This is a genomic window from Bradyrhizobium sp. HKCCYLRH3073 (assembly GCF_051167995.1).
Taxonomy (GTDB): Bacteria; Pseudomonadota; Alphaproteobacteria; order Rhizobiales; family Xanthobacteraceae; genus Bradyrhizobium.
This window is the reverse complement of the sequence record NZ_JBNPUD010000009.1, coordinates 26396-48373: the sequence shown is the minus strand read 5'-3', so window position 1 is coordinate 48373 and position 21978 is coordinate 26396. Positions and strand designations below refer to the sequence as shown.

General features: G+C 64.8%; 24 protein-coding genes. 7 read left to right on the top strand and 17 right to left on the bottom strand.

All coding sequences use genetic code 11. The features are described from left to right. Positions 1-21 precede the first annotated feature (21 nt). Genes ACQR1X_RS21215 through ACQR1X_RS21195 form a run of 5 tightly spaced genes read right to left on the bottom strand, consistent with a single transcriptional unit; the run spans position 22 to position 4492 of the window. Complete coding sequence (locus ACQR1X_RS21215) at positions 22-777, bottom strand: SDR family NAD(P)-dependent oxidoreductase (RefSeq protein ID WP_316179981.1); 756 nt, start codon at positions 775-777, stop codon at positions 22-24. Positions 778-806: 29 nt separating this feature from the next. Then, positions 807-1730 carry an acetamidase/formamidase family protein gene (locus ACQR1X_RS21210; RefSeq protein WP_434899503.1) on the bottom strand — a complete coding sequence of 308 codons (924 nt, stop codon included), beginning with the start codon at positions 1728-1730 and terminating at the stop codon, positions 807-809. Positions 1731-1761: 31 nt separating this feature from the next. Next, positions 1762-2628, bottom strand: a complete 867-nt coding sequence (locus ACQR1X_RS21205; RefSeq protein ID WP_434899502.1) for an ABC transporter permease — start codon at positions 2626-2628, stop codon at positions 1762-1764. Beyond that, the gene (locus ACQR1X_RS21200; RefSeq protein ID WP_434899579.1) at positions 2625-3428 is read right to left on the bottom strand and encodes an ABC transporter ATP-binding protein; all 804 of its coding nucleotides are present in this window, start codon (positions 3426-3428) and stop codon (positions 2625-2627) included. Before ACQR1X_RS21200 ends, ACQR1X_RS21205 begins: the two co-directional genes overlap by 4 nt. 17 nt (positions 3429-3445) lie before the next feature. Beyond that, the gene (locus ACQR1X_RS21195; protein ID WP_316238964.1) at positions 3446-4492 is read right to left on the bottom strand and encodes an ABC transporter substrate-binding protein; all 1047 of its coding nucleotides are present in this window, start codon (positions 4490-4492) and stop codon (positions 3446-3448) included. Positions 4493-5079: 587 nt separating this feature from the next. Between ACQR1X_RS21195 and ACQR1X_RS21190 the strand changes: the two genes are divergently transcribed. The 4 genes from ACQR1X_RS21190 to ACQR1X_RS21175 all read left to right on the top strand — a co-directional run bounded on the left by ACQR1X_RS21190 (position 5080) and on the right by ACQR1X_RS21175 (position 10052). Beyond that, positions 5080-5634: a peroxiredoxin gene (locus ACQR1X_RS21190; protein WP_315713058.1), complete on the top strand. Its 555-nt coding sequence runs from the start codon at positions 5080-5082 to the stop codon at positions 5632-5634. 2 nt (positions 5635-5636) lie between these two features. Further along, on the top strand, positions 5637-6182 hold the full coding sequence (locus ACQR1X_RS21185) for a carboxymuconolactone decarboxylase family protein (protein ID WP_315803651.1): 546 nt from the start codon (positions 5637-5639) through the stop codon (positions 6180-6182). Between the two features lie 503 nt (positions 6183-6685). Then, the gene (locus tag ACQR1X_RS21180) at positions 6686-7603 is read left to right on the top strand and encodes a sel1 repeat family protein (protein ID WP_315803652.1); all 918 of its coding nucleotides are present in this window, start codon (positions 6686-6688) and stop codon (positions 7601-7603) included. A gap of 106 nt (positions 7604-7709) precedes the next feature. Continuing rightward, positions 7710-10052, top strand: coding sequence for an ABC transporter substrate-binding protein (locus tag ACQR1X_RS21175; RefSeq protein WP_315803653.1), 2343 nt, complete (start codon positions 7710-7712; stop codon positions 10050-10052). A 13-nt stretch (positions 10053-10065) separates the two neighbouring features. Here ACQR1X_RS21175 and modD read toward each other — a convergent pair whose 3' ends face one another. Then, a complete protein-coding gene (gene modD, locus ACQR1X_RS21170; protein WP_434872635.1) occupies positions 10066-10941 on the bottom strand; it encodes a ModD protein in 876 nt (291 codons plus the stop codon). A 73-nt stretch (positions 10942-11014) separates the two neighbouring features. Here modD and ACQR1X_RS21165 point away from each other — a divergent pair, with 73 nt between their 5' ends. Beyond that, a complete protein-coding gene (locus ACQR1X_RS21165) occupies positions 11015-11578 on the top strand; it encodes a DUF2478 domain-containing protein (RefSeq protein WP_316180160.1) in 564 nt (187 codons plus the stop codon). Between the two features lie 27 nt (positions 11579-11605). Here ACQR1X_RS21165 and ACQR1X_RS21160 read toward each other — a convergent pair whose 3' ends face one another. The 11 genes from ACQR1X_RS21160 to nifH all read right to left on the bottom strand — a co-directional run bounded on the left by ACQR1X_RS21160 (position 11606) and on the right by nifH (position 20690). Then, complete coding sequence (locus ACQR1X_RS21160) at positions 11606-11812, bottom strand: TOBE domain-containing protein (protein WP_315803799.1); 207 nt, start codon at positions 11810-11812, stop codon at positions 11606-11608. 152 nt (positions 11813-11964) lie between these two features. Beyond that, the gene (locus tag ACQR1X_RS21155) at positions 11965-12261 is read right to left on the bottom strand and encodes a ferredoxin family protein (RefSeq protein WP_172112536.1); all 297 of its coding nucleotides are present in this window, start codon (positions 12259-12261) and stop codon (positions 11965-11967) included. A gap of 41 nt (positions 12262-12302) precedes the next feature. Further along, complete coding sequence (locus ACQR1X_RS21150) at positions 12303-13610, bottom strand: FAD-dependent monooxygenase (RefSeq protein WP_315803656.1); 1308 nt, start codon at positions 13608-13610, stop codon at positions 12303-12305. Between the two features lie 22 nt (positions 13611-13632). Then, the gene (locus tag ACQR1X_RS21145) at positions 13633-14739 is read right to left on the bottom strand and encodes an electron transfer flavoprotein subunit alpha/FixB family protein (protein WP_434886370.1); all 1107 of its coding nucleotides are present in this window, start codon (positions 14737-14739) and stop codon (positions 13633-13635) included. A gap of 36 nt (positions 14740-14775) precedes the next feature. Next, entirely contained in the window at positions 14776-15621 is an 846-nt protein-coding gene (locus ACQR1X_RS21140) for an electron transfer flavoprotein subunit beta/FixA family protein (protein ID WP_434899501.1), read from the bottom strand. Between the two features lie 261 nt (positions 15622-15882). Next, positions 15883-16221 (bottom strand): nitrogenase stabilizing/protective protein NifW, encoded by a 339-nt coding sequence (nifW, locus tag ACQR1X_RS21135; RefSeq protein ID WP_316238970.1) that lies wholly within the window; start codon positions 16219-16221, stop codon positions 15883-15885. Beyond that, positions 16218-17009, bottom strand: coding sequence for a serine O-acetyltransferase (gene cysE / locus ACQR1X_RS21130; protein ID WP_316216994.1), 792 nt, complete (start codon positions 17007-17009; stop codon positions 16218-16220). Before cysE ends, nifW begins: the two co-directional genes overlap by 4 nt. A gap of 2 nt (positions 17010-17011) precedes the next feature. Beyond that, a complete protein-coding gene (gene nifV / locus ACQR1X_RS21125; protein ID WP_315803661.1) occupies positions 17012-18151 on the bottom strand; it encodes a homocitrate synthase in 1140 nt (379 codons plus the stop codon). 320 nt (positions 18152-18471) lie between these two features. After that, positions 18472-18966, bottom strand: coding sequence for a Fur family transcriptional regulator Irr (gene irr, locus ACQR1X_RS21120; RefSeq protein WP_315803662.1), 495 nt, complete (start codon positions 18964-18966; stop codon positions 18472-18474). Between the two features lie 17 nt (positions 18967-18983). Continuing rightward, entirely contained in the window at positions 18984-19718 is a 735-nt protein-coding gene (locus ACQR1X_RS21115) for a nitrogen fixation protein NifQ (RefSeq protein WP_434837728.1), read from the bottom strand. An 84-nt stretch (positions 19719-19802) separates the two neighbouring features. Beyond that, positions 19803-20690 (bottom strand): nitrogenase iron protein, encoded by an 888-nt coding sequence (gene nifH, locus ACQR1X_RS21110; protein WP_315803664.1) that lies wholly within the window; start codon positions 20688-20690, stop codon positions 19803-19805. Positions 20691-21110: 420 nt separating this feature from the next. Between nifH and ACQR1X_RS21105 the strand changes: the two genes are divergently transcribed. Then, positions 21111-21542 (top strand): response regulator transcription factor, encoded by a 432-nt coding sequence (locus ACQR1X_RS21105; protein WP_434899500.1) that lies wholly within the window; start codon positions 21111-21113, stop codon positions 21540-21542. Then, positions 21436-21963 carry an ArsC/Spx/MgsR family protein gene (locus ACQR1X_RS21100; protein ID WP_434899499.1) on the top strand — a complete coding sequence of 176 codons (528 nt, stop codon included), beginning with the start codon at positions 21436-21438 and terminating at the stop codon, positions 21961-21963. Before ACQR1X_RS21105 ends, ACQR1X_RS21100 begins: the two co-directional genes overlap by 107 nt. Positions 21964-21978 lie beyond the last annotated feature (15 nt).

Sequence of the window (21978 nt, the reverse complement as noted above, 5' to 3'; positions counted from 1 at the left end):
CGACCGGCAATCTCGTCGGACCTACACCGCCTTCGTCAGGGCGCCATCGATGATCAGATTGGTTCCCGAAATGCGGCTTGCGAGCGGGCTTGCGAGCATCACGACGCCGTAGGCCACCTCCTGGGCTGTTCCCATGCGCCCCGTCGGATTCAAGCCCATTGCGGTCTTGAACAGGTCAGGCGATCCATTCTCGATGTTCTGCCAGATGCCGCCCTCGAAATAGGTGTTGCCCGGCGACACCGCGTTGACGCGAATGCCTTTGCCGACCAGTTGATGCGCGAGGCCCTTGGCGTAATGGATCAGCGCACCCTTGATCGCGCCATAGGATCCGGCGGCGAAATCGACTTCAAAGCCCGACACGCTGGAGATGATGACGATCGAGGCCGACTTCGACTGCTCCAGGTAAGGAATTGCTGCCGCGATCGCGTTGACCGTATGCATCATGTCGGTGCGAAAGGACTTCTCCCAGGTCTCCGGAGAGTCGCCCACGGCGAGCGCGCTGACGTTGCAGACCACGCAATCGATTCCGCCCAGCTCCCTTGCCGCGCCGTCGACCCAGCCCTTCAGCGCCACGGGATCGGCGACGTCGACGCCCTGCCCCCACGCCTTCACGCCTTTCGACGCAAGTGTCGTCACGACCTTGCCGACTGCGTCGCCGTCGCGCGCACAGATCGCGACACCGGCGCCTTCCTCGGCGAACAATTCCGCGATCGCAAGGCCAATACCCTTGCTGCCGCCCGTCACCAGCACGCTCTTGCCGGCCAATCCCAGATCCATGATCGTCTCCTTTCAATCAGTTTCGGTTTTCAACCGTGATAGCCGGCGAGCAGAGCCTTGTTGACCTTGCAGATGTAGGTGTATTTCGGATTGACGACCTGGGTGCAGCGCGCCTCGGCGACCTGGCCGAGGAGCATGTAGGCCTCCGGCGCCGGAATCCTCCAATCGTCCTCCAGCCAGTTGATCATCTCCTCGAACGCGATCCGCATCGCGTCCTCGAGCGGGCGCGCGCAGCCCAGCGTGCAGATGTGCGTCGGCGTCTCGATTCGCGGATGGTTCAGCCGCGCCGGAGCCTTGTCCAACGACACCTTCACGGTGAGGTTCGCGGCGATCTCGATCGCGCCCATGCCATTGGCTTCGCCGTCGCCCTGGATGGCGTGGCAATCGCCGAGGAAAAGATGCGCGCCGTCCTTGTTGACGCGGAAGAACAGCGAGTTGCCGGAGGTGATCTCCTGAACGTCGAGATTGCCACCATGCGGCCCGTTGTCCACCGTCAGCACCGCGCCATGCACCGGCGCGACCCCGGCAACGCCGATCATCGGCCGGACCGGAAGCTTCACATGCTCGTTCCACAGCACGTGGCCGTCCTCGACCGCGACGACGCGGGTCTGGATGCCGAACTCCTTGCGCCGGACCCAGTCCGGAAACATGCCGATGCCCGGCCACAGCGCGGTGAAGCCGAGCCGGTCGAGCTCCATGTCAATGATGTCGAGCCGCAACATATCGCCAGGCTTGGCGCCGCGCACCTCGATCGGGCCAGTCGCACCGTTGACGTAGGGCAGCGTCACGTCGCTCTCGACCAGTTGCTGGCCGAGCGCGCGGATGGTGCCGTCGTTGACATTGATCGCGCATTCGACGACGAAGATCTCACCGGGATCGACGGTCGCGATGAACTCATTGTCGCCCGACAGCGCGTATTTGATGTTGCCGGCCTTGCCGATGCGCTTTGACATGATCACTCCTGCTATCTCCAACGTCGTTGCATCATCGCGGCTGCCGCCGCCACGGCATCAACAGCCGCTCGATCTTGCCGACCGCAAAAGTCAGCACCAGCGCCAGCGCGATCGTCGCAACCAGCGCGGCGAACACCTTCGGAATGATGTAGAGCGACCCGGCCTTGAAGATGGCGTGCCCCAGCCCTTCGGAGGAGGACATGAACTCGCCGACGATCGCGCCGATCAGGGCAAAGCCGACGGTGAGCTTCAGCCCCGCGAAGATGTCCGTCAGCGACGCCGGCACCACCAGCTTGCGGAAGATCTGGAACTTGGACGCGCCGAGAGTGCGGAACAAATTGATCTGGTCGGGATCGACGCCGGTGGCACCCTTGTACGAGGTCACCAGGGCGACAATCACGACCGACAAAGTCGACATCGCAACCTTCGAGATCAGCCCGGTGCCGAACCAGATGATGATGATCGGCGCCAGCGCGATGATCGGAATCGAGCCGAGCGCGATCACGAACGGCTCGACCACGCGCGAGACGAAGCGCGAATACCACAGCGACAGCCCGATCAATGTGCCGATGCAGTTGCCGACGAAGAAGCCGAGCAGCGTCTCCAGCCCGGTGACGGAGGTGTCGCGCCACAGGCTGCCGTCATAGGCCATCTGCGAGAGAAACTTGAGGATGGCGGACGGCGAGCCGAACATGAAGGCGGCGGCCTTGTTCTGCCCGGTCGCATATTCCCAGAAGCCGAGGAAGGCCGCCAGGACGAGAAGCTGGGTGACGAGCACGGCAAGCGTGGTGCGCAGATGCAGCCATCGCCGCCCACGTGTCGGCGCCCGAACCGCCCGTGCCTCGGAGACCGGTGTCGGTGCCGAGCGGACCGGCGGCGCGTCGATGTCGGCGGTCATTGCAGCACCACGTCCAGATCGGCCCAAATGCTGCGGACGTAGTCACTGAAGCCTGGCGTCTGCCGCACCGAGATCACGTCGCGGCGCTCGCTGCCGAGCCCAATGTCGTAGACCGCCTTGATCTGCGTCGGCCGCTTCGACAGCACGATCACCCGGTCGGCGAGTGACACCGCCTCCTCGATGTCGTGGGTGATCAGCAGCAGCGAACGGCGCCCCTGCCGGACCAGGCCCACCGTGTCGTTCTCGATCAGGAGCTTGCTTTGGAAATCCAGCGCGGCGAACGGCTCGTCGAGCAGCAGCACGTCGGGCTCATTGACCAGCGTGCGCGCGAGCGCCACCCGCTGGCGCATGCCACCGGACAGGGTCGCGGGATAGTGGTCGGCAAAGCCGTGCAGCCCGAGCTGGTCGAGCAAGGCCCGGCAGCGGTCCTCCGCTTCGGCGGCCGGAACGCCATGTATCTCGAGTCCCAGCATGGTGTTGCTGAGCGCGGTCCGCCACGGCAGCAGCAGATCCTTCTGCAACATGTAGCCGACATTCTGCGGTTGGCCGGCGACCTCGCGGCCGTGCCAGCGGATGCGGCCGGCATCCGGCGCCAACAATCCGCACAGCGTGTTCAGGAGCGTCGTCTTCCCGCAACCGGACGGGCCGACGATGCTGACGATCTCCCCCTCTCGCAATGTCAGGCTGAGATCGCCGATCACCGGCACCACGCGGCCGCCGTCAAGCTCGTAGCTCTTGGCAACATGCTCGACGACGAGCGGCGGCGCAGGCGCTGCGATGGCGCCCGGCGCGGCCTGCATCATGCCGGTCACCTCGGTCATTTGAGGCTGGCGATCGCCTTCTCTGCGAAGGAGTTGTCGATGATCTGATCGAACGGCACCGAGCCCTTGGCGTTGCCGAGATAGACCTGCATTTCCATCAGGTTCGCCCACTGGTCCGTCTTGGTGATCACCGACTGCGCCGGAATGAGATATTTCAGCTCGGCGTCGATCGCCTTGTCGACGACCTCGCCGGGCAGGTCCGGGAACTCCTTGCGTGCGACTTCCTTGGAGAAAGCGGGGTCGGCGTAGGTCTTGCGCGAGGCTTCCTCGAACGAGGTCACCAGCGCCTGCACCATCTCGGGATCCTTCTGGATCGTGGTCGGCAGCACCATGATCCCCGTATTGCAGAACGGACCGATGTAGTTCGAGAAGTCGAACACCACCTTGGCGCCCTGCGCCTCCGCCGCGGCGACGCTGGGCTGATAGGCGATCGCGATGTCGGCCTGGCCCGCCAGCATCGCGGCGATTTCGGTGCCGGGGTTGACGGGGACGATGGTCGCATCGACGCCGACCTTCAGTCCCGCTTTCTCCAGAAGGCGCTTCGCCACGCTGTAGTTGGTGTTCGGCTCGGGCGAGGTCACGATCTTGAGGCCCTTGAACGCTTTGGGATCGGTGATCGGCTCGAGTGTCTTGGAGACGCCGAAATAGTGCGCCCTCTGCACCACCGTCCCGACCACCACGCCAGGACCGCCGTTCTCACGCGAGATCTGTGCCATGGTCGCGTCGCCGATGGCAAAATCAGCCGAGCCGCCGAGCACTGCGGCGAAGGTCTGGGTGTCGCCGCCGGCGGCGCTCACCTGCATGTCCAGACCGTTCTTCTTGAAGATCCCGGCGTGCATGCCGACGTAGAGATTGATGTAGCCGAGATTGTGCACGGCCTCGCTGAAGCGCACCGTCTTCAGGCCCGCCGCCGTCGCGCTCCTGGCTCCGAGCAGCGAGGATGCTCCCCATCCTGCCGCGAGCGCGGCTGAGGTCGCCAGAAATCGTCGTCGGTCGATCGACAGGCTCGCGCTTGCATTTGATGCCGAGACAGTTTCGCTCATGGTGATGAACTCCTCCCAGGCCAATGAAAATCTGCGAGGAGACTATGGTCGGGTCGTCGTGCAGCAAGGCGAAATAACAGACGCGATTTGCTGAAAAGCTGACAACACTGTGCGCTGTGCGACACCTTGCGCCGTGCCGCGCCGTGATCTGCCGACGGCTTGTCGCCTTGCTGCCGCTTCAGGAGTCGCCGTGGTCAAACGTGCATCGCAACAAAGGCGATAATGTCAATTTTGCCACTTGGGCCGCACAAAGAAATTGCACGTCGGCCGCCGGCTCGACCGTCAATACGAGGTCGCGCGGCGCCCAGACCAGGCGGGACGTCAACCTCCTGTTGCCGAGACAACGATGCGTGCCCTCCGGCTGCCGCCGCTCAATGTCGGACCACCATGTCGCGAAGCCGACGTTCGAAACCGCCCAAGCGGGCGGCATCTGCAAGCTCCCCGCCGCCATGTCCTCGCATTTGCAGCATGGCGCCGCCGAGTGTCGGTTTTTCGACAATCCCCTGATACTAAAAACGAATGGCATATCGCTTGCAATGCACAATGCGCCTCGCTATTGCAGCGCAATAATTTTCTTGGAGTGCAAAATGCTCGGAATTGGAAGCAAGCTGCCATCGTTTGAAATCGTCGGCGTGAAACCCGGCTTTCATCTGCAGGAGGAGAAGGGCGAGAGCGCCTTCGAGACCCTGACCGAGACCAGCTTCCCTGGAAAGTGGAAGATCATCTTCTTCTATCCGAAGGATTTCACTTTCGTCTGTCCGACCGAGATTGCCGAGTTCGCGCGCCTGGCGAAGGACTTCGCGGACCGCGATGCCGTGGTGCTCGGCGGCTCGACCGACAACGAGTTCTGCAAGCTCGCCTGGCGCCGCGACCACAAGGATCTGCACAAACTGCCGATCTGGCAGTTCGCCGACACCAAGGGCGCATTGGTCGACGGCCTCGGCGTTCGTTCGCCGGATGGCGTCGCCTACCGCTACACCTTCATCGTCGATCCCGACAACACCATCCAGCACGTCTATGCGACCAACCTCAATGTCGGCCGCGCTCCGAAGGATACGCTGCGCGTGCTCGACGCGCTGCAGACCGACGAGCTCTGCCCGTGCAATCGCGAAGTCGGCGGCGAGACCCTGAAGGTCGCCTGATCATGTCGATCGAGCAGTTGAAGGACCAGATCCCGGACTTCGCCAAGGATGTCAGGCTCAATCTGTCATCCATGGCGTCCGACGAGACGCTGTCGCCGCAGGCCAAATATGGCCTGTTCGTCGCCTGCGCGATTGCGACTCGCAATCCGAGCGTCGTTGCGGCCTTCGAATCGGTTGCGGCCACACAGCTGTCGCCCGCCGCTTTGGCGGCGGCGAAATCGGCCGCCGCGATCATGGCCATGAACAACGTCTACTACCGCTTCGTGCACCTTGCCTCGAACAAGGAGTACGCGACGATGCCGGCCCGGCTGCGGATGAACGTCATCGCCAACCCAGGCATCGACAAGGCCGATTTCGAGCTGTGGTCGCTCGCGGTGTCCGCCATCAACGGCTGCGGCACCTGCATCGATTCGCATGAGAAGGTCCTGCAGGATGCGGGCGTGCCCGCGGCCACGATCCAGACCGCCGTCCGCTTTGCCGCCATCATCCAGTCGGTTGCCGTTGCGATCGAAGCCGCTTGTGTGTCCGTCGCGCTGGCGGCGGAGTAAAAATCGATCGGATATGTGAATGCGGCCGGCATTGTCCGGCCGCATTTGTTTTTCCCCACCTCTCGCCTAAGTTGCAGAATTTCCTGGCGCGCCTGCAACTCCTCGGCCCGCTAAGCCCCTGACCTCGCGGCAAAGTCGAGAGGATTGCGGCATCCAGATACTCCACCCGATCTTTCTGCAAAGCGCAGAACTCGCCCCCGGTCTCGCGCATCGCGAGCAATCACCGATGCGGCGCGCCGGGAAATTTCCATCAAATAGCCTTACCTGCTCACCCTTCCCGACAAGAACATTGATCAGCTTAGGGACCAAGCAACATCGATTGTGACCAGGGCGCGCGAAAACAATGGCGTGCATGTCGGAAGGAAACCGGACCTGTCGGTCTCGACGGAAGCGTTGATGCAATGTCCCCGATGTCGCATCATGTGCGCTTCGGTTGGACCGCGCGCGCCCGACGTCCTGAAGCTATCTCCCACGACCCGTTCGTCGGAGACAGGAGGCTAGTGATGAGTGCTCCAGATCAGAACGATCCGGCGAAGCCAGCGCCGCCCTGGGCGAGCGAAGAGCTCCGCAGATATGCGCCGCGCCGCCGCCAGACGGAGGCCGGCCCGACGACGTTCGATCCGCCTGCCGACGGCGTGCCCCTGCCGCATCATCTGGTGTCCCGGCCAAGCTCCCTGCCGGCGCGGCCGGCGGCCCTTGACCTCGACGATGAGGAGGTGCATCGCGCCTGGAGCGCGAAGCTCGATCCCGTCGTGATGCCGCTGCCGCCGGAGGATCCGGACAAATCGTTCCGGCTGGGCAGCATCATCAAGATCGGTGCCGCCGTCGGCATCGCGGCCTCCATCGCCATGATGGTGGTCAACATGGTCTCCTTCGAGAATGGCGGGCCGACACCGGGCAGCAAGAGCCCGATCATGCCGACCGCCGTGCTGGAAAGCCTGGCCCAGATCGATCCCGCGGAAGCCAAGGTTGCCCAGGAAGATCCCCCGCAGACGGTCGCCGCGCTCGCGGCTCCCAGCAGTACAGAACTGGCGATGCGGCCATGGCCCTCGACGCCGACGTCGCCAGCGCCGGCCGCCGCAGCGCCGGCGGTCTCCCCTCCCTCCCCTGCGCTGCCGATGGCCTCGCCCCGCCCGACCGTTCCGCTGCCGCGAGACGAGGTCGACGGGCTGATGAAGCGCGGACGCGACCTGCTCGCCGCGGGCGACGTCGCCAGCGCGCGGCTGATTCTGACGCGGCTTTCCGACGCCGGCATTGCGGACGCTTCCCTCCTGCTCGCGCGCACCTACGACCCGGCCGAACTGACGAAATCACGGTTGCTCGGTGCCGTTCCCGACGCAGCCAAGGCGCGGGCCTGGTATCTCAGGGCTGCGGAGCAAGGATCGCCGGAAGCCAGCCGACGCATCTCGGCTGCACGCTAACGCATCAATCTCGGAGCGCTCGAGACGCGACCCGGACCGCTCCCGGCGAGACGGGCGGCCGCGATCTGCTGCGCTCGAGAACCACATATCGATGGGAGGACTGGTGATGCAGGGCATCCATGCTGCAGCTCGCGCCTGCTTGGCCGCTAGATGGAGCCGACGTCGCAAACCACGGGATGCAACGAACAGCCGCTCTCGAACAGCCGCATGCCTCGTCCTGGCTCTGTCCGCAACATTGGCGCTGGCCGGGCATCGAGCGGTCGCCGCCGACAACGAGATTCGCATCGGCAACACCATGCCCTATAGCGGCCCGGCTCTCGCCTATGGTGTCATCGGCAAGACGATCGCGGCCTACTTCAACAAGATCAATTCCGAGGGCGGCATCAACGGCCGGCGCATCAACTTCATTTCCTACGACGACGGCTATGCGCCGCAGAGGACGGTGGAGATGACGCGCAAGCTCGTCGAGGAGGACAACGTCCTGCTGATGTTTGCGAGCCTGGGCACGGCCCCCAACCTGGCGGTGCGCCCATATCTCAACGCCAACAAAGTCCCGCAATTGTTCGTGGCATCCGGCTCCTCGCAATGGGACCAGCCGCACGACTTTCCGTGGACCATGGGCTTTCAGCCAAGCTACCAGGCCGAGGCGCACGTCTATGCCCAGTACCTGCTGGAGACCCACAGCCGCGGCAAGATCGCGATTCTCTATCAGGACGACGATTTCGGAAGGGACTACGTCAAGGGATTGAAGGACGGCCTGGGCGGCAAGCTTCCGATCGTCGCGGAAGCCGGCTACAAGGTGACGGACGCCAACGTCAATCAGCAGATCGCCACGCTGAAGGCCTCCGGCGCCGACATCTTCTTCGACGTGACCACACCCAAATTTGCCGTGATGGCGATCCGCCGCGCGGCCGAGCTCGGCTGGCATCCGGACCACATCATCTCGACAGTCTCGGAATCGGTCTCCGCCGTGATGCAGCCGGCCGGCCTGCAGAATGCCGAAGGCATCCTGTCCGCGGGCTACTACTACGAGGGCGAGGAGGCCGCGGCGGCGGGCGATCCATCCTACCGCGAATGGTCCGCCTTCATGGACCGCTATCTGCCGGACGTACCGAGAAGCAATGGTCTTGCGACCTTCGGCTACCTCGCGGCAAACGCGATGGTCGCGGTGTTGCGGAGTTGCGGCGACGACCTGTCGCGCGACAACATCATGAAGCAGGCGGCATCCCTGAAGAGCCTCAAATTGCCGATGCTGACGCCCGGCATCACCGTCAACACCAGCCCCCATGATCACGCGCCGCTGGAGCAGATGCAGATGATGCAGTTCACCGGCGGGAAGTGGCAGCGCTTCGGTCCGGTGCGGAGCGGTATCGATCCCGGCAGTGTCAGCGATTCCTTCAAGACCATTTTCCGTTACGGTACGGCGAAGCGCGATCTGGCCAACCAGCTGAATGCCAATACCGTCACGCTGATGACCGGCTCGTTCGGCAGCACCTATGCCAACATGGGTGCGGACCTCGCATCGGCGCTCGACAAGGGGACGGAGCTGCGCATCCTTCCCGTGATCGGCCGCGGCTCGGTGCAATCGGTCGCCGACATCCTGCTGCTGCGCGGCGTCGACGCCGGCATCATCCGCAAGGACACCCTGGCCTTTCTCGAGCGCAAGGACTTCGCCAACAACATCCGCGAGCAACTGGTCTATGTCACCAAGCTGTTCAACGAGGAGATGCACGTGCTGGCGCCGAGATCTATCACCAGCCTGAGCGAGCTTGACGGCAAGACCATCGCCGTCGACCTGCCCGACGGCGGCACCTTCGTCACCTCGATCAACGTGTTCGAGCGCCTCGGGATCAGGCCGCATCTGCTCTATATCGAACCGCGGCTGGCGCTGGATATGCTGCGCAAGGGCGACATCGACGCGATCATCACGGTCGAGGGCAAGCCGGTGCAATGGCTGAGCCAGGTCAACGATCCCAATCTGCACCTGGTGCCCGTCGACTACGACAAGGCTCTGCACGACGACTACCTGCCGGCGCAATTGTCCGCCGAGGACTATCCGAACCTCGTCGGCGCCTCGGCGCCGGTGAACACGATCGCGGCCGAGGCCGTGCTGGCGTCGTTCAACTGGCCGGCCGGCAGCGACCGTCACCGCCGGCTGTCTCTGCTGGTCGAAGCCTTCTTCAGCAACATGCAGGCGCTGCAACGGCCGCCATACCACCCGAAATGGCAGGAGGTGGCGCCGCTGGCGCCGATCGCGGGCTGGACAAGATTCAAGACGGCACAGGACTGGCTCGATCGCAATACGCCGCCTCCCCAGATGCTGGGGGCGAATGCACAGGTCAACGATATGCAGGCGAGCGGCGTTTCAGCCGATCCCCGGTTGTTCCGTGAATTCATGGAATGGCGAGCCAACCGCCAGAAGCGCGCTGCGCCGCGGCACCCACAGTAGCCAGGTCGTGCGGTCAAGCCGCGGCTGAGGTAGGGCTGATCCGCACCTGCACGTCGCAGGGACGTGCGAGGTAGGGCGCCGAGGTGACCAGCACGTCCGCGCCCGCCGCAGCATAGGCGGCGGCGTTCTGCGCATTCACGCCCCCCGCGGCCGCAATGATCGGCCGACGCTGTAGCGCCGCGCTGATGGCGATCCGCTCCGCCAGCGTAGCGATCTGGGCAGGCAGAAATTTCTCGGCCTGGATCACGTCGAAGCCGGCCACGGCGGCGGCGACCGCCTGCTCGACCGTGGTGACCTCGATCACGATCCGCTTCTCCGGCGCGCTCCGCCGCAACCGCTCCGCGACGTCGGCAAGCGACGCATCGCCGAGAAACGCCCGGTGCTCCGGAAAGACCAGCACGGTCTCCGACAGGCCGAGCCGATGCATCACCGCGCCGCCAGCCTTCACCGCGGCGACGGCGAACGGCTTGGTGCCGGGGACGTTCTTACGCGTGCAGGCGACCGCAATGCCCGGCCTGATCGCCCGCGCCGCGCCGACGATCGCAGCCGCCCCGGTCGCGACGCCGGACCAGATCTCGATGAGCGTCTGCGCCACCTTCCAGCTCCGCAACAGGCCTGCCGCCGCGCCGTCTGCACGGAGGATCGGAGCCCCCTCCTCCAGCACCGTTCCGCTGCCGGCGAACAGTTCGACATGGCAGCCCGTGAGCTCGATCAACGCCGCCGCATCCTCGGCCAATGCCAGCACCATGCGGCCGCGCGCAGCGAAGTGCATCAGGCCCGGCTCGGCGCCGATCCCGAGCGTCTCCGTCGTCAGGTCGCCATAGGGGACATCGTCGCGGAGCAGCGCTTCGAGATCATTGTGCTTAGCGATGGTCGGCGCGCGCGACATCTGCTCTTTCTCCACAGGCTGCATCCTCTATATAAACCCTGGTCGCTGCCCGTCTCCGATCGCCAGGCCCCGCATGATCCCGCACGATCTTCCTGCCCCCGTTGAGCTCAATCAGCCCCGTCTCGCCGCGATTCTCTATGGACCGGGCGACGATGCCGATGCCTTGCTGGACGCCTTTGCCCAGGAGCTGCTGCGACGGGGCGTCCGGGTCGGCGGCATCGTTCAGCGCAATACGAGAGACGAGGTCGGCAAGAAAAGCGGAATGGACGTGATCGATCTCGGCAATGGCGACACGATCTCGATCTGCCAGGACCTCGGCGCCGGATCGACGGCCTGCAAGCTCGACACCGCGGGCCTTGCCGAAGCCGGCATGGCCGTTCACCGCGCGATCGCAGCCCATGCCGACCTCATCGTGATCAACAAGTTCTCCAAGCAGGAGGCTGCGGGAAGCGGGTTGCGCGGCGAGCTGGCCGACGCGATCACCTCGGGCATTCCGGTACTGACGGCCGTGCCGCAGAAATGCATCGACGACTGGCGGAGCTTTGCGGGCGACTTCGGCACGCTGCTGCAGCCGTCACGTTCGGCGATGGAAACCTGGTGGCTCGGCCTGCGCGCGCGCCACGCATCGACCGGCTGATCGGCGCAACAATTCGGCGCCATGTTCCTATTTGCCGATCATCACATCCGACGACTTGATGACGGCGGAGACGCTGTCGCCGACGGCAAGCGCGAGCTCCTCCACCGCCTCGTTGGTGATTGCCGAGAAGACCGTGAGTCCCGGGGCGAGCTCCACCTTGACGTGGGCGGTGGTCGCTCCCTTTTCAACCGAGATGATCCGTCCCGGCAAGACGTTTCGTGCGCTCAGCTTCACGTGCTGTTCCTCATCGATTGCAGCTTCGTTGCTGCCCCAGCATGTAAGCAGAACGTGGGCCCGAACTCAATGACCTATATCAAGAACGATATAGGATTGATGATCCGGCACCGGTTTGCGGCGCCTCGTCGACCTGCGCGATCCGACGGGCATCAGCCGAACTTGAACAGCACGCCGTAGCCGCCGCGCGGATAGCTCCACTCGATGTCGCCGCTGGCCTCGCCGATGACCCGGCAGGTGCCGCATTCGATGCAGCCGTCGACCGTGATCTCGACCTGGCCCTTGTCGTTGAGCTCGTAGCAGCGTGCCGGGCAGGCCTTGAGAAGCGCCTTCAACTGCGGCGTCGGCGTCGTATGCGGACGGACCTTGATATGAGCCCGGCCGGGATCGACCTGATAGCGATTGTAGAACAGCTTGTCTTCGACCCTGACTGCGACGTCCGTGCTCATGTCTGATCTCCCTCGCTTAAGCTGTCTCGTTTATTCACCAATCATCGCCACGCCCGGGCAAACCTGAAGGCGTCGCCGAACAGGCCGGTCCATGACCTTGCATTCACGAAGGAGCGCACGGTGCTGCTCTCTTTCTCCTTCTTCGGCGTCCCGTCGACGCGCACGAAGTTCTGCATCGCCTTGGAGACGAGCTGCGGATAGGTCAGGAAGAAGTTCTGCGACTGGTTGTGCAGCAGCGCCGGCATGTCCTTGTATTTCTTCAGATCCTTGATGACGAAGGAGTCCTCCAGCATCTTCTTGTAGAGCGCGAGGTTCTCCTTGGTCATCGGATCACGGCGCGACTTCACCTGGAAGATCGCCTCGGCCGCGATGCGCCCCGAGGTCATCGCGAGATTGGAGCCCTCGCGGTGAACGGCGTTGTTGAGCTGGGCGGCATCGCCGACCACGACCCAGCCATCGCCGCAGAGCTGCGGGATCGCGTTGTAGCCGCCTTCGGGAATGAGATGCGCCGAGTACTCCTTGACTTCCGAGCCCTCGATCAGCGGCGCCACCGACGGATGCTGCTTGAACCGCTCGAGCAGGCCGTAGGGCGTCTCGCCGGTCTTCTGGAAGTCGGAGACGAGGCAGCCGATGCCGAGCGAAATGCACTCCTTGTTGGAGTAGATGAAGCCCATGCCGGTCATGCCGCGGGAAATCGTACCGACGGCCTCGATGACGGCGCCCTCGTCGCCCTTCAGGTTGAAGCGCGCCTCGATCGTTTCGCGCGGCAGGAAGTGCATCTCCTTGACCGCGAGCGCGACGTTCTCCGGCTTCGGTCGCTCGCGCAGGCCGGCGCGGCTCCCGAGCAGGCCGTTGACGCCCTCCGCCAGCACGACGACGTCGGCATGGATCTCACCATCGCGTCGATCGGTCCTGACGCCGATCACCTTGCCATAGGCGTCCTGCGCCAGCTCGGTGACGGTGGTCTCGCACAGCACGGTGGCGCCGGCTTCCTTGACCTTGGACGAGAACCACTTGTCGAACTGGGCACGGATGATGGTGTAGCGGTTCGGCTTCTCCTCGTTGAAGTCGTCCGACTTGTAGTGCAGGCCGACATGCGACTTGTCGTCGAGCATCCAGAAGCGCTGCTCGACCAGATGGCGTTCGAGCGGCGCTTCCTCGCGGAAGTCCGGAATCAGCTTCTCCAGCATGTCGGCGTAGAGGATCGCGCCCTGCACGTTCTTCGAGCCGGAATACTCGCCGCGCTCGAGCTGCAGCACTTTCATGCCGCGCTGAGCCATGGTCAGCGCAGCCGCATTGCCGGCCATGCCGGCACCCACGACGATCGCGTCGAAACGTTCCTCGATCATTGCCCTGCTCCCTCTCTGGTGCCTAGCTTGCGATGCGATCGCGCGAATGCGGCGACAGACGCGCACGGAATGCCTCCGTCAGCGCAGGCAGCAGCCGGATCGCGTCGGTGACGATGCCGACATGCGCGAAGTCGAAGATCGGCGCGTTCTTGTCGGTGTTGATGGCGACGATCAGATCGGCGCCCTCGACACCGACCCGATGCTGAATCGCGCCGGAAATGCCTGCGGCAATATACAGCTTGGGCCGGATGGTCTTGCCGGTCTGGCCGATCTGCCGATCCGAGGACACCCAGCCCTTCTGCACCAGCGGCCGGGAGCAGCCGAATTCGGCGCCGAGCACCGACGCGAGTCCCTTGACGAGCTGGAAATTCTCCGGCGAGCCGAGCCCGAGCCCGCCGGCCACGACGATGTCGGCATAGGCGAGATTGGACTTGGCGGAATCGCGATCCGGAATGAAGGACAGCACCTTGGTGACGATATCTTCCTCGACGAGACCGAGCTTGTGCTCGATGACGCGGCTCGCGGGCCTCTCGACGCGGTCCGGCATCGGCATCACCCGCGGGCGGACGGTCGCCATCTGCGGCCGGTAGTTCAGCGTGTAGATCGTGCAGAGCAGCGAGCCGCCGAAGGTCGGCCGCGTCGCGGCCAGGGAGCCGTCGGCATCGACGTCGAGCTCGGTGCAGTCGGCGGTCAGACCGGTGAGCAGGGTCGTCGCGACGGAGCCCGCGAGGTCGCGGCCGAGCGTGGTGGCGCCGAGCAGCAGGATCTCCGGCTTGAAGGTGTTGACGACGTCGGTCAGTGCCTTGGTATAGGCTTCGTTGCGATAGTCGGTAAGAACGCCGTCCGCGACGATGTAGGCGAGATCGGCGCCATAGCAGAACGACTCCGCGGCAGCGTGCCGCACGGCTTCTCCGGGAGGACCGATCACCACGGCCGCCAGATCGACCTTCAGCTTGTCGGCGAGCTTGCGGCCGGCGCCCATCAGCTCCCAGGACACCGGGTGAACCTGGCCGCGCTCCTGCTCGATGAACACCCAGACGTGCTTGTAGGCCTTGAAATGCTCGGGCAGCTCCTTCTTGGTCGCGGCGCGACCGGCTGCGGCGGGCGGTGCTTTGGTGGGTTCGCTCATGATCGTCGTCCCTTGGTCCGTCAAAAGCCGTCTGGATCAGAAGCCGTGTGCTGACGTCGTCAGCTCGGCTTCGAGCTTCGGCTGCCGCTTGAACAATTCCTCGATCAGCGCGTCGGCCGGCGCGCGGTTCGAGAAGTCGACCATGGTCGCCTTCTCCGCCCGGGCCGACGGCGCGAAGACCCGCTTCACGATGGTCGGCGAGCCCTTCAGGCCGCACTTCGAGATGTCCTCGACGCCGGCGTCCTTGGCGCTCCAGGTCACGATCTGAGCGCGCGCCGCACGGAGCGCATCGGCCATGGCGCCGCGGCGGATCTCGTTGGTCGCCTCCAGCATCGTCACCAGGCACGGCAGCCTGGTCCTCAGCACCTGAACGCCGCCCTCGGAGCGACGCTCGGCTTCGATCGTGCGCGCGACGGGATCGACCTCGTTGATCTTCGCCACATAGGTCAGTTGCAGCAGGCCCAGACGCTTGGCGATGCCCGGGCCGACCTGCGCGGTGTCGCCGTCGATCGTCTGCTTGCCGGTGAACACGATGTCCGGCGCTCCGAAGGTCTCGCTGATCTTGCGAATGGCTGTCGCCAGCGCATAGGTGGTCGCCAGCGTATCGGCGCCGGCAAAGAAGCGATCGGTCAGCAGCACGGCGCGGTCGGCGCCGTAGGTCAGTGCCCGGCGCAGCGAGTCTTCGGCGGACGGCGGCCCCATCGTCAGCACCGTCACCTCGCCGCCGAACTTGTCGCGCAGTTGCAGCGCCGCCTCGAGCGCGAACAGGTCGTAGGGGTTGATGATGGTCGGCACACCCTGGCGCATGATGGTGTTGGTCACCGGATGAACGCGGATCTGCGCGGAGTCCGGAACCTGCTTGATGCAGACGACGATATGCATGCGATCACTCCGGGTGTGTAGGCCTGCGATCAGGACAGCAATTGTCGTACCAGTTTCGGCCGTGATGATTATCGGCACGGATTCAACACCTTGGCGCATGAACCTGAACTGCTTCTGAGAACTCGCCGCCGAGGTCCGACACGTCGCAAGCAACACGCGTCGGGAATGCGACAGGACTTTGAGAGCGCACCGCTCGCCTGAAAGCAGAAGCGCCGCCAGTGGTGCTGGCGGCGCTTCTGGGAGCGATCGTCAGTTCATGCGTTACTTGAGCGTCGTCAGCGACACGAACGGCTTTGGAGCCGGCTTCGGCGGCGCCACCGCCTCCTGGAGCACCTTGAACACCCGCTGATCGAGCGGCGTCGAGACGAGGAAGTCCTGATAGGCCTGCTCGAGGTACGACTTGCAGCGGGCTGCGACATCCTCGCTGGATACGCCGGAGAAGTCCTCGCTGACGAGGTACTGCCCCATCCGGCGGAGAATATGCAGCCGGCAGACATTGAGGATCTTGGGATCGTAGTCGACACCGAGCAGCTTGAAGAATTCCTCGGCAGCAGAGGTCTGCTTCAGTTCGTCCAGAACGTTCGGCGTTGCCACAGTCATTGCTTTGCTCCTTGACTCGAAATCGGATCAACCTCGCACAACGAGGTCGGCGCCGGAGGCGGCGGTCCCTGGCGCACCTTCTGTCTGATGTGAGCGAGCTGCGCTTCGAGAAACTCGATCCGGTCCAGCATCACGGAAAGGGCCTCACCGACCGGATCAGGCATCAGATGATGATCCAGATCGATGCGTCCGACGGTCCGCCGATGGGTGAACTCAGGCCGCACCACCTTGGCAGGGATGCCGACCACGGTGACGTCGGGCGGCGTGCTCTGGATGACGACGGAGTTGGCACCGACGCGGGTCCGCGGGCCGATCGTGATCGGGCCGAGAATCTTGGCGCCGGCGCCGACGACGACACCGCTGTCCAGCGTCGGATGCCGCTTGCCTGGCGACCACGACGTGCCGCCCAGGGTGACGCCGTGATAGAGCGTGACATCATCGCCGATCTCGGCAGTTTCGCCGATCACGACGCAGGCCCCATGATCGATGAAGAAGCGGCGGCCGATCTCGGCGCCCGGATGAATGTCGACATTCGACAGGAAGCGTCCGAGCCACGACAACAAGCGTGCCGGAAAACGCCAGCCGCGAATCCACAGCCGATGCGCCAGGCGGTGCCAGATCAGCGCGTGAATGCCGGGATAGGTCAGCAGGGTCTCGATTTCGCTGCGCGCCGCCGGATCGCGCGAGCGGACACAGCCAATGTCCTCGCGGATCAGGCGGAGCAGCGAGGGCCGGCTCGCCTCGACGACGATCGGCTTTGCAATGGGGGTATCGACGATGTCGCTCATGATCAGGCAAAGCTCGCCAGCGGGTGATCGCAGACTTCGCGCCAGATGGCCGCAACGGCCTCTTTCGGCACCGGCCCCTTGTGAACGACGGCATGCCTGCGCACGCGCGCCAGGATGTGCCGAGCCTGGTCGGCGCTCGCCGGCAGGCGCAGATCCGACAGCAGCGAGGTGATCGCCGACAGCCCGGAATGCTTCCCGATCACGATCCGGTTGGAGCGGCCGAACAGCACCGGATCGAGCGCCTGATAGGTGCGCTGATCCTTCAGCAGGCCATCGACGTGAATGCCGGATTCGTGGGTAAAGACGTGCTCGCCGACGATGGCCTTGTTGAGTGGAATGGCGCGTGCCGCGGCGGCCGCCACGACATTGGCGACGTGATCGAGTTCGGCCAGCACGATGCCGGTCTCGCGCCGGTAGAGCTGCCGCAGCGCGACCGCGACCTCCTCCAGCGGAGCATTGCCGGCGCGCTCGCCGAGGCCGATCACGGTGACCGATGCATGGGTCGCGCCCGCCTTGACCGCCGCCAGCGTGTTGGCGGTGGCAAGACCGAGATCGTCATGGCCGTGAAACTCGATCTCCAGGTCCGTGGTCGCGCGCAAGGCGCCGACCAGAGCTGACGTCGCGTCCGGATCGAGCACGCTCAGCGTATCGGCGACGCGGAAGCGCCGGGCGCCGACCGACTTTGCGGTCGCGATCACCTCGGCGAGAAAGCCGACATCGGCGCGCGAGGAATCCTCACCGCCGACGGCAACGGCCAGTCCGCGGCTCCGCGCATAGCCGACCACGCGCTTGAGCAGTTCCAGCGCGGCACTGCGGCTGCCGCCGAGCTTGGCGGCGATCTGCACGTCGGATGTCGGGATGGAGACATTCACCATCGAGACGCCGGCCGCGATCGCCGCATCGACATCCGCCTCGCGCATCCGGCACCAGCCGATGATGGTCGCGGGCAGACTCGCCTCGACGATCGCCCTGATGGCAGCGATCTCGTCGGCCCCCATTGCCGGCGTGCCGGCCTCGATCTCGGGAACGCCGGCTCGCGCCAGCGCACGGGCGATCGCGACCTTCTCTCCGAGAGCGAAGGCGACGCCCGGCGCCTGCTCGCCGTCGCGGAGCGTGGTATCGTTGAGGATGACCCGGGGCATCGGGCTCCCCGAGACCGCGCTCCCGTTGGCAGAGCCGGCATCTCGGGCATTCCTGGACCCGCGCTGTCCGGAGACGTCTGGCATTCACTCGCTCCGTCGCAACCTGTGTGTGGCCGCCAGAAGCACGACGCTCCGTTGCGGCCTGCCATTCACTCAGCAACGGCCATGCCACCGCCGGACACCACGCCAACCAATTGAATATCCGATTGTTTTTCCAACGTCTCGGATTGTCGGATTCGTGACAGCGTCGGACATCGAACGTCGACGCGGAGAGACATGCCCCGCGCCGCGCCTGGACCGCGCGGCGACCAAGGCTGCCGTCAGGCGTGGCGCCTGCGGCGCAGGTGGATGACGATGTCGATCCGCTCCATGCCGTAGCCCGGCAGCGGCTCGGGCAACTGCTCGAACGCGACCTGTTCGGGCACGTCGACGAGCTCGCCTTCGTCCTCATAGAAGAAGTGCGGATGCACGGTCGTATTGGTGTCGAAGAATGATTTCGAGCCGTCCACGCCGATCTGCCGCAGCAGTCCGAGCTCCACGAACTGGTTGAGGGTGTTGTAGATGGTGGCCTGCGAGATCTTCATGCCCGAAGCAACGGCAGCGGCATAGAGCGCGTCGGCGGTGATGTGGCGGTCGCCGCCGCCGAACAGAATCCGGCTCAGTTGCTGACGCTGCTGGGTAGGACGCAACCCGGCCCGACGCAGCGCGTCCTCGCATCGACGCATCAGGATCTCGCCAGCTTCGCAAGTCTCCGCCTGGGGACAACGTCCGCTGTCGGAGTTGCACGGGAATCCAAGCTGGCTGTCCAACAACATCGTCACGGTCCTCGAACTCACATCGCGGCGCCCGCCGCCTCCTGCAGCGCCACCTCGCGTCGCCGTTCGGCCATCCGGCTCTCGCCGCTCTCCTCGCCAAAACAAACCTCGAAGTCGTTGCACTGGGTACAGACCGGCGTCGTGCACATCACGAAGCCATCGTCCTCGCACAGCATGCGGTAGAAGAAGCGCTTCCAGCGCATGTTTCTGGCGTTGCGGCTCGCCAGCGGCGCGAAGTGGCGCATCAGCAGCCGCGACAGCTCGGACCGCTCGCGCAGGCCCAGGTCTTCCCAGAGATGGTTGGGCTCCATCGCGCGACGCGCCACCATGGCCGCGAGCCAGCGGCCGACCTCGCCGTCCGTGGAGCGCTGCGCGGCGAGCAGATCGCGCACCATCGTGATCTCGTCGTCGTCCGGCGCGGCCACGGCCCCGGTGAACGGCAGCCATGAGGAGTCGATCGAGGCTGCCGGAAACAACTGCGCCAGCAGCGCGATCAGCTCGACTGTCGAAAGCCCGGCGCGCTCCGCCAATACGCCGTGCTCCATCGCCGAGACGGAGAGAATCGACGCGACCACATGACGGTCGAAACCGATGTCGCTGTCGATCAGCGCGTCCTCGGGATCGACGCCGGTCAGCAGGCGGTAGATCTCGCGGCCGTGATGCCGCTTGTCCTCTTCGAACGAGCCGCTGCGCGGCGACTTTTGCAGGCCGGCAGCAACGGATTCCGAGACGCCCACGATTGCGATGGTCATAGCGCGATCCCCTGCCGCCATGTCGACGGGACATGCGATGAGGTACCGGCCTTCCGACGGGAGGAAGGCCGGTACCAAGACTGCTTAAGCCGTTGCGGCGAGATCGGCGGCAGTCTTTCCGATTTGGCTCTCGTCCACGGCCTTCATGATGCCGTGCTCCATCAGCATGTCCTCGAGCTCGTCCATCGTGATCGGCGTCGGGATGATGCCCTTGCCGCCGTTGTTGTGGATCTTCTGAGCCAGCGAGCGGTAGTGGCCGGCCTGGACCGAGTCCGGCGCGTATTCCAGCACGGTCATGCGGCGCAGCTCGGCGTGCTGCACGATGTTGTCGCGCGGCACGAAGTAGATCAGCTGCGTGCCGAGCTTCTTGGCGAGTGCTTCCGCCAGCTCCAGCTCCTTGTCCGTCTGGCGCTCGTTGCAGACCAGGCCGCCCAGGCGCACGCCGCCGGAGTTCGCATACTTCAGAATGCCCTTGGAGATGTTGTTGGCGGCATACATCGCCATCATCTCGCCGGACATCACGATGTAGATCTCCTGCGCCTTGTTCTCGCGGATCGGCATCGCGAAGCCGCCGCAGACCACGTCGCCGAGCACGTCGTAGGACACGTAGTCGATGTCCTCATAGGCGCCGTTCTCTTCCAGGAAGTTGATCGAGGTGATGACGCCGCGGCCGGCGCAGCCGACGCCCGGCTCCGGACCGCCGGACTCGACGCAGCGGATGTCGCGATAGCCGACCTTCATGACCTCCTCGATCTCGAGATCCTCGACGCTGCCGGCGGCGGCGGCCAGGCTGAGAATGGTGTCCTGCGCCTTGGCGTGCAGGATCAGACGGGTCGAATCCGCCTTGGGATCGCAGCCGACGATCAGGATCCGATGACCCATCTCGGCGAGCGCCGCGAGCGTGTTCTGCGACGTCGTCGATTTGCCGATGCCGCCTTTGCCGTAGAATGCGATTTGTCGCAGTGATGACATTCTGCTCTCCATCAACCGATTGCCTATGTCGCGCCCGCGCTGTTCGCGAGGCGTGACCGCGTCCTCTCTGTGTCCGAACCGGCAGACGGGTTGTTGGGAAGGAGAGCATCGCTCGTCCGAAGCGTCGGCGTGCACTCAGCCCTCAACCATTGCCTGGGCCCAGTTTTGCAACGGCTGTGCCAGCACGCGCACGGCGTCAAAAACAGTCATGATTTAAAGGAGATGCGGAGCATTCCGTGCGCGATGGCGGGTTGTTGCAAACCCGACATCGGAATGCTTCGCAAGATGCGACGACGCGCGGTGCTGTCCGAAACGACACAACGGCGGCGACTTTTCAGCCGCGCGGCGCCCGGAACGAGATTTGCTAGGTCCTCTCCGCAGCCCTGCGGCACAGACGCTGACAACGTTGAGGAGGATGCAATGCAGATCGGAGTGGAGACGGCCAAGGCCGTGGACCAGCGGCGCGTGTTCGTGATCGACGACGACGAGATCACGCGCGCGGCCCTGCAGTTCATGTTGCACGACGAGATCGAGACACATGAATTGGCGACTCCCGAGGAGGCGTATGAGAAGGGCGTCGACTGGTTGGCGCCGAACGTGGTGCTGCTCGGGGTGTCCTTCCTGAAGCAACGCGGACCCGAGCTCGTCCGCGAGATCCTGGCGAAGTTCAAGGGCGTGCGGATTCTGATCGTGACCGCGAAGTCGGACGAGGCGATCGCGATCGAGGGTCTCAAGGCCGGCGCGCATGGCGCCGTGGTCAAGCCGCTCACGATCGAGTCGGTGCGCAAGAAGGTCGACACCATTCTCGGCCGCGCCGGCGGCGCGCAGCTCGTCCAGCTCGGCGGCGCCTGACGTGACGACCGTCGTCTTCTACGAGAAGCCGGGCTGCGGCACCAACGCCCGGCAGAAGCTGATGCTGACGCGCGCCGGCCACGATGTCGTCGCCAGGAATCTCTTGACCGAGCCCTGGACCGGCGAGCGGCTGCGCGCGTATTTCGCCGGGACTCCCGTCTGGGCCTGGTTCAATCCAGCCTCGCCGCGCGTGAAATCAGGAGAGATCGAGCCAGAGACGATCGAAGCCGTCGCGGCCATCGACCTGATGCTCGAGGATCCGCTGCTGATCAGCCGGCCATTGATCGAAGCCGGCGGCCAGTGCTGCGCCGGCTTCGATCGTGAACCCGTGATCTCGCTGCTTCGGCAGTACGACGATCTGGACGACGTCCAGGGCTGCACGCGTCCGGAGGCGTCGACACCTTGTCCGGAGCCGCGCTGAGCGGCTCCGGTCAGC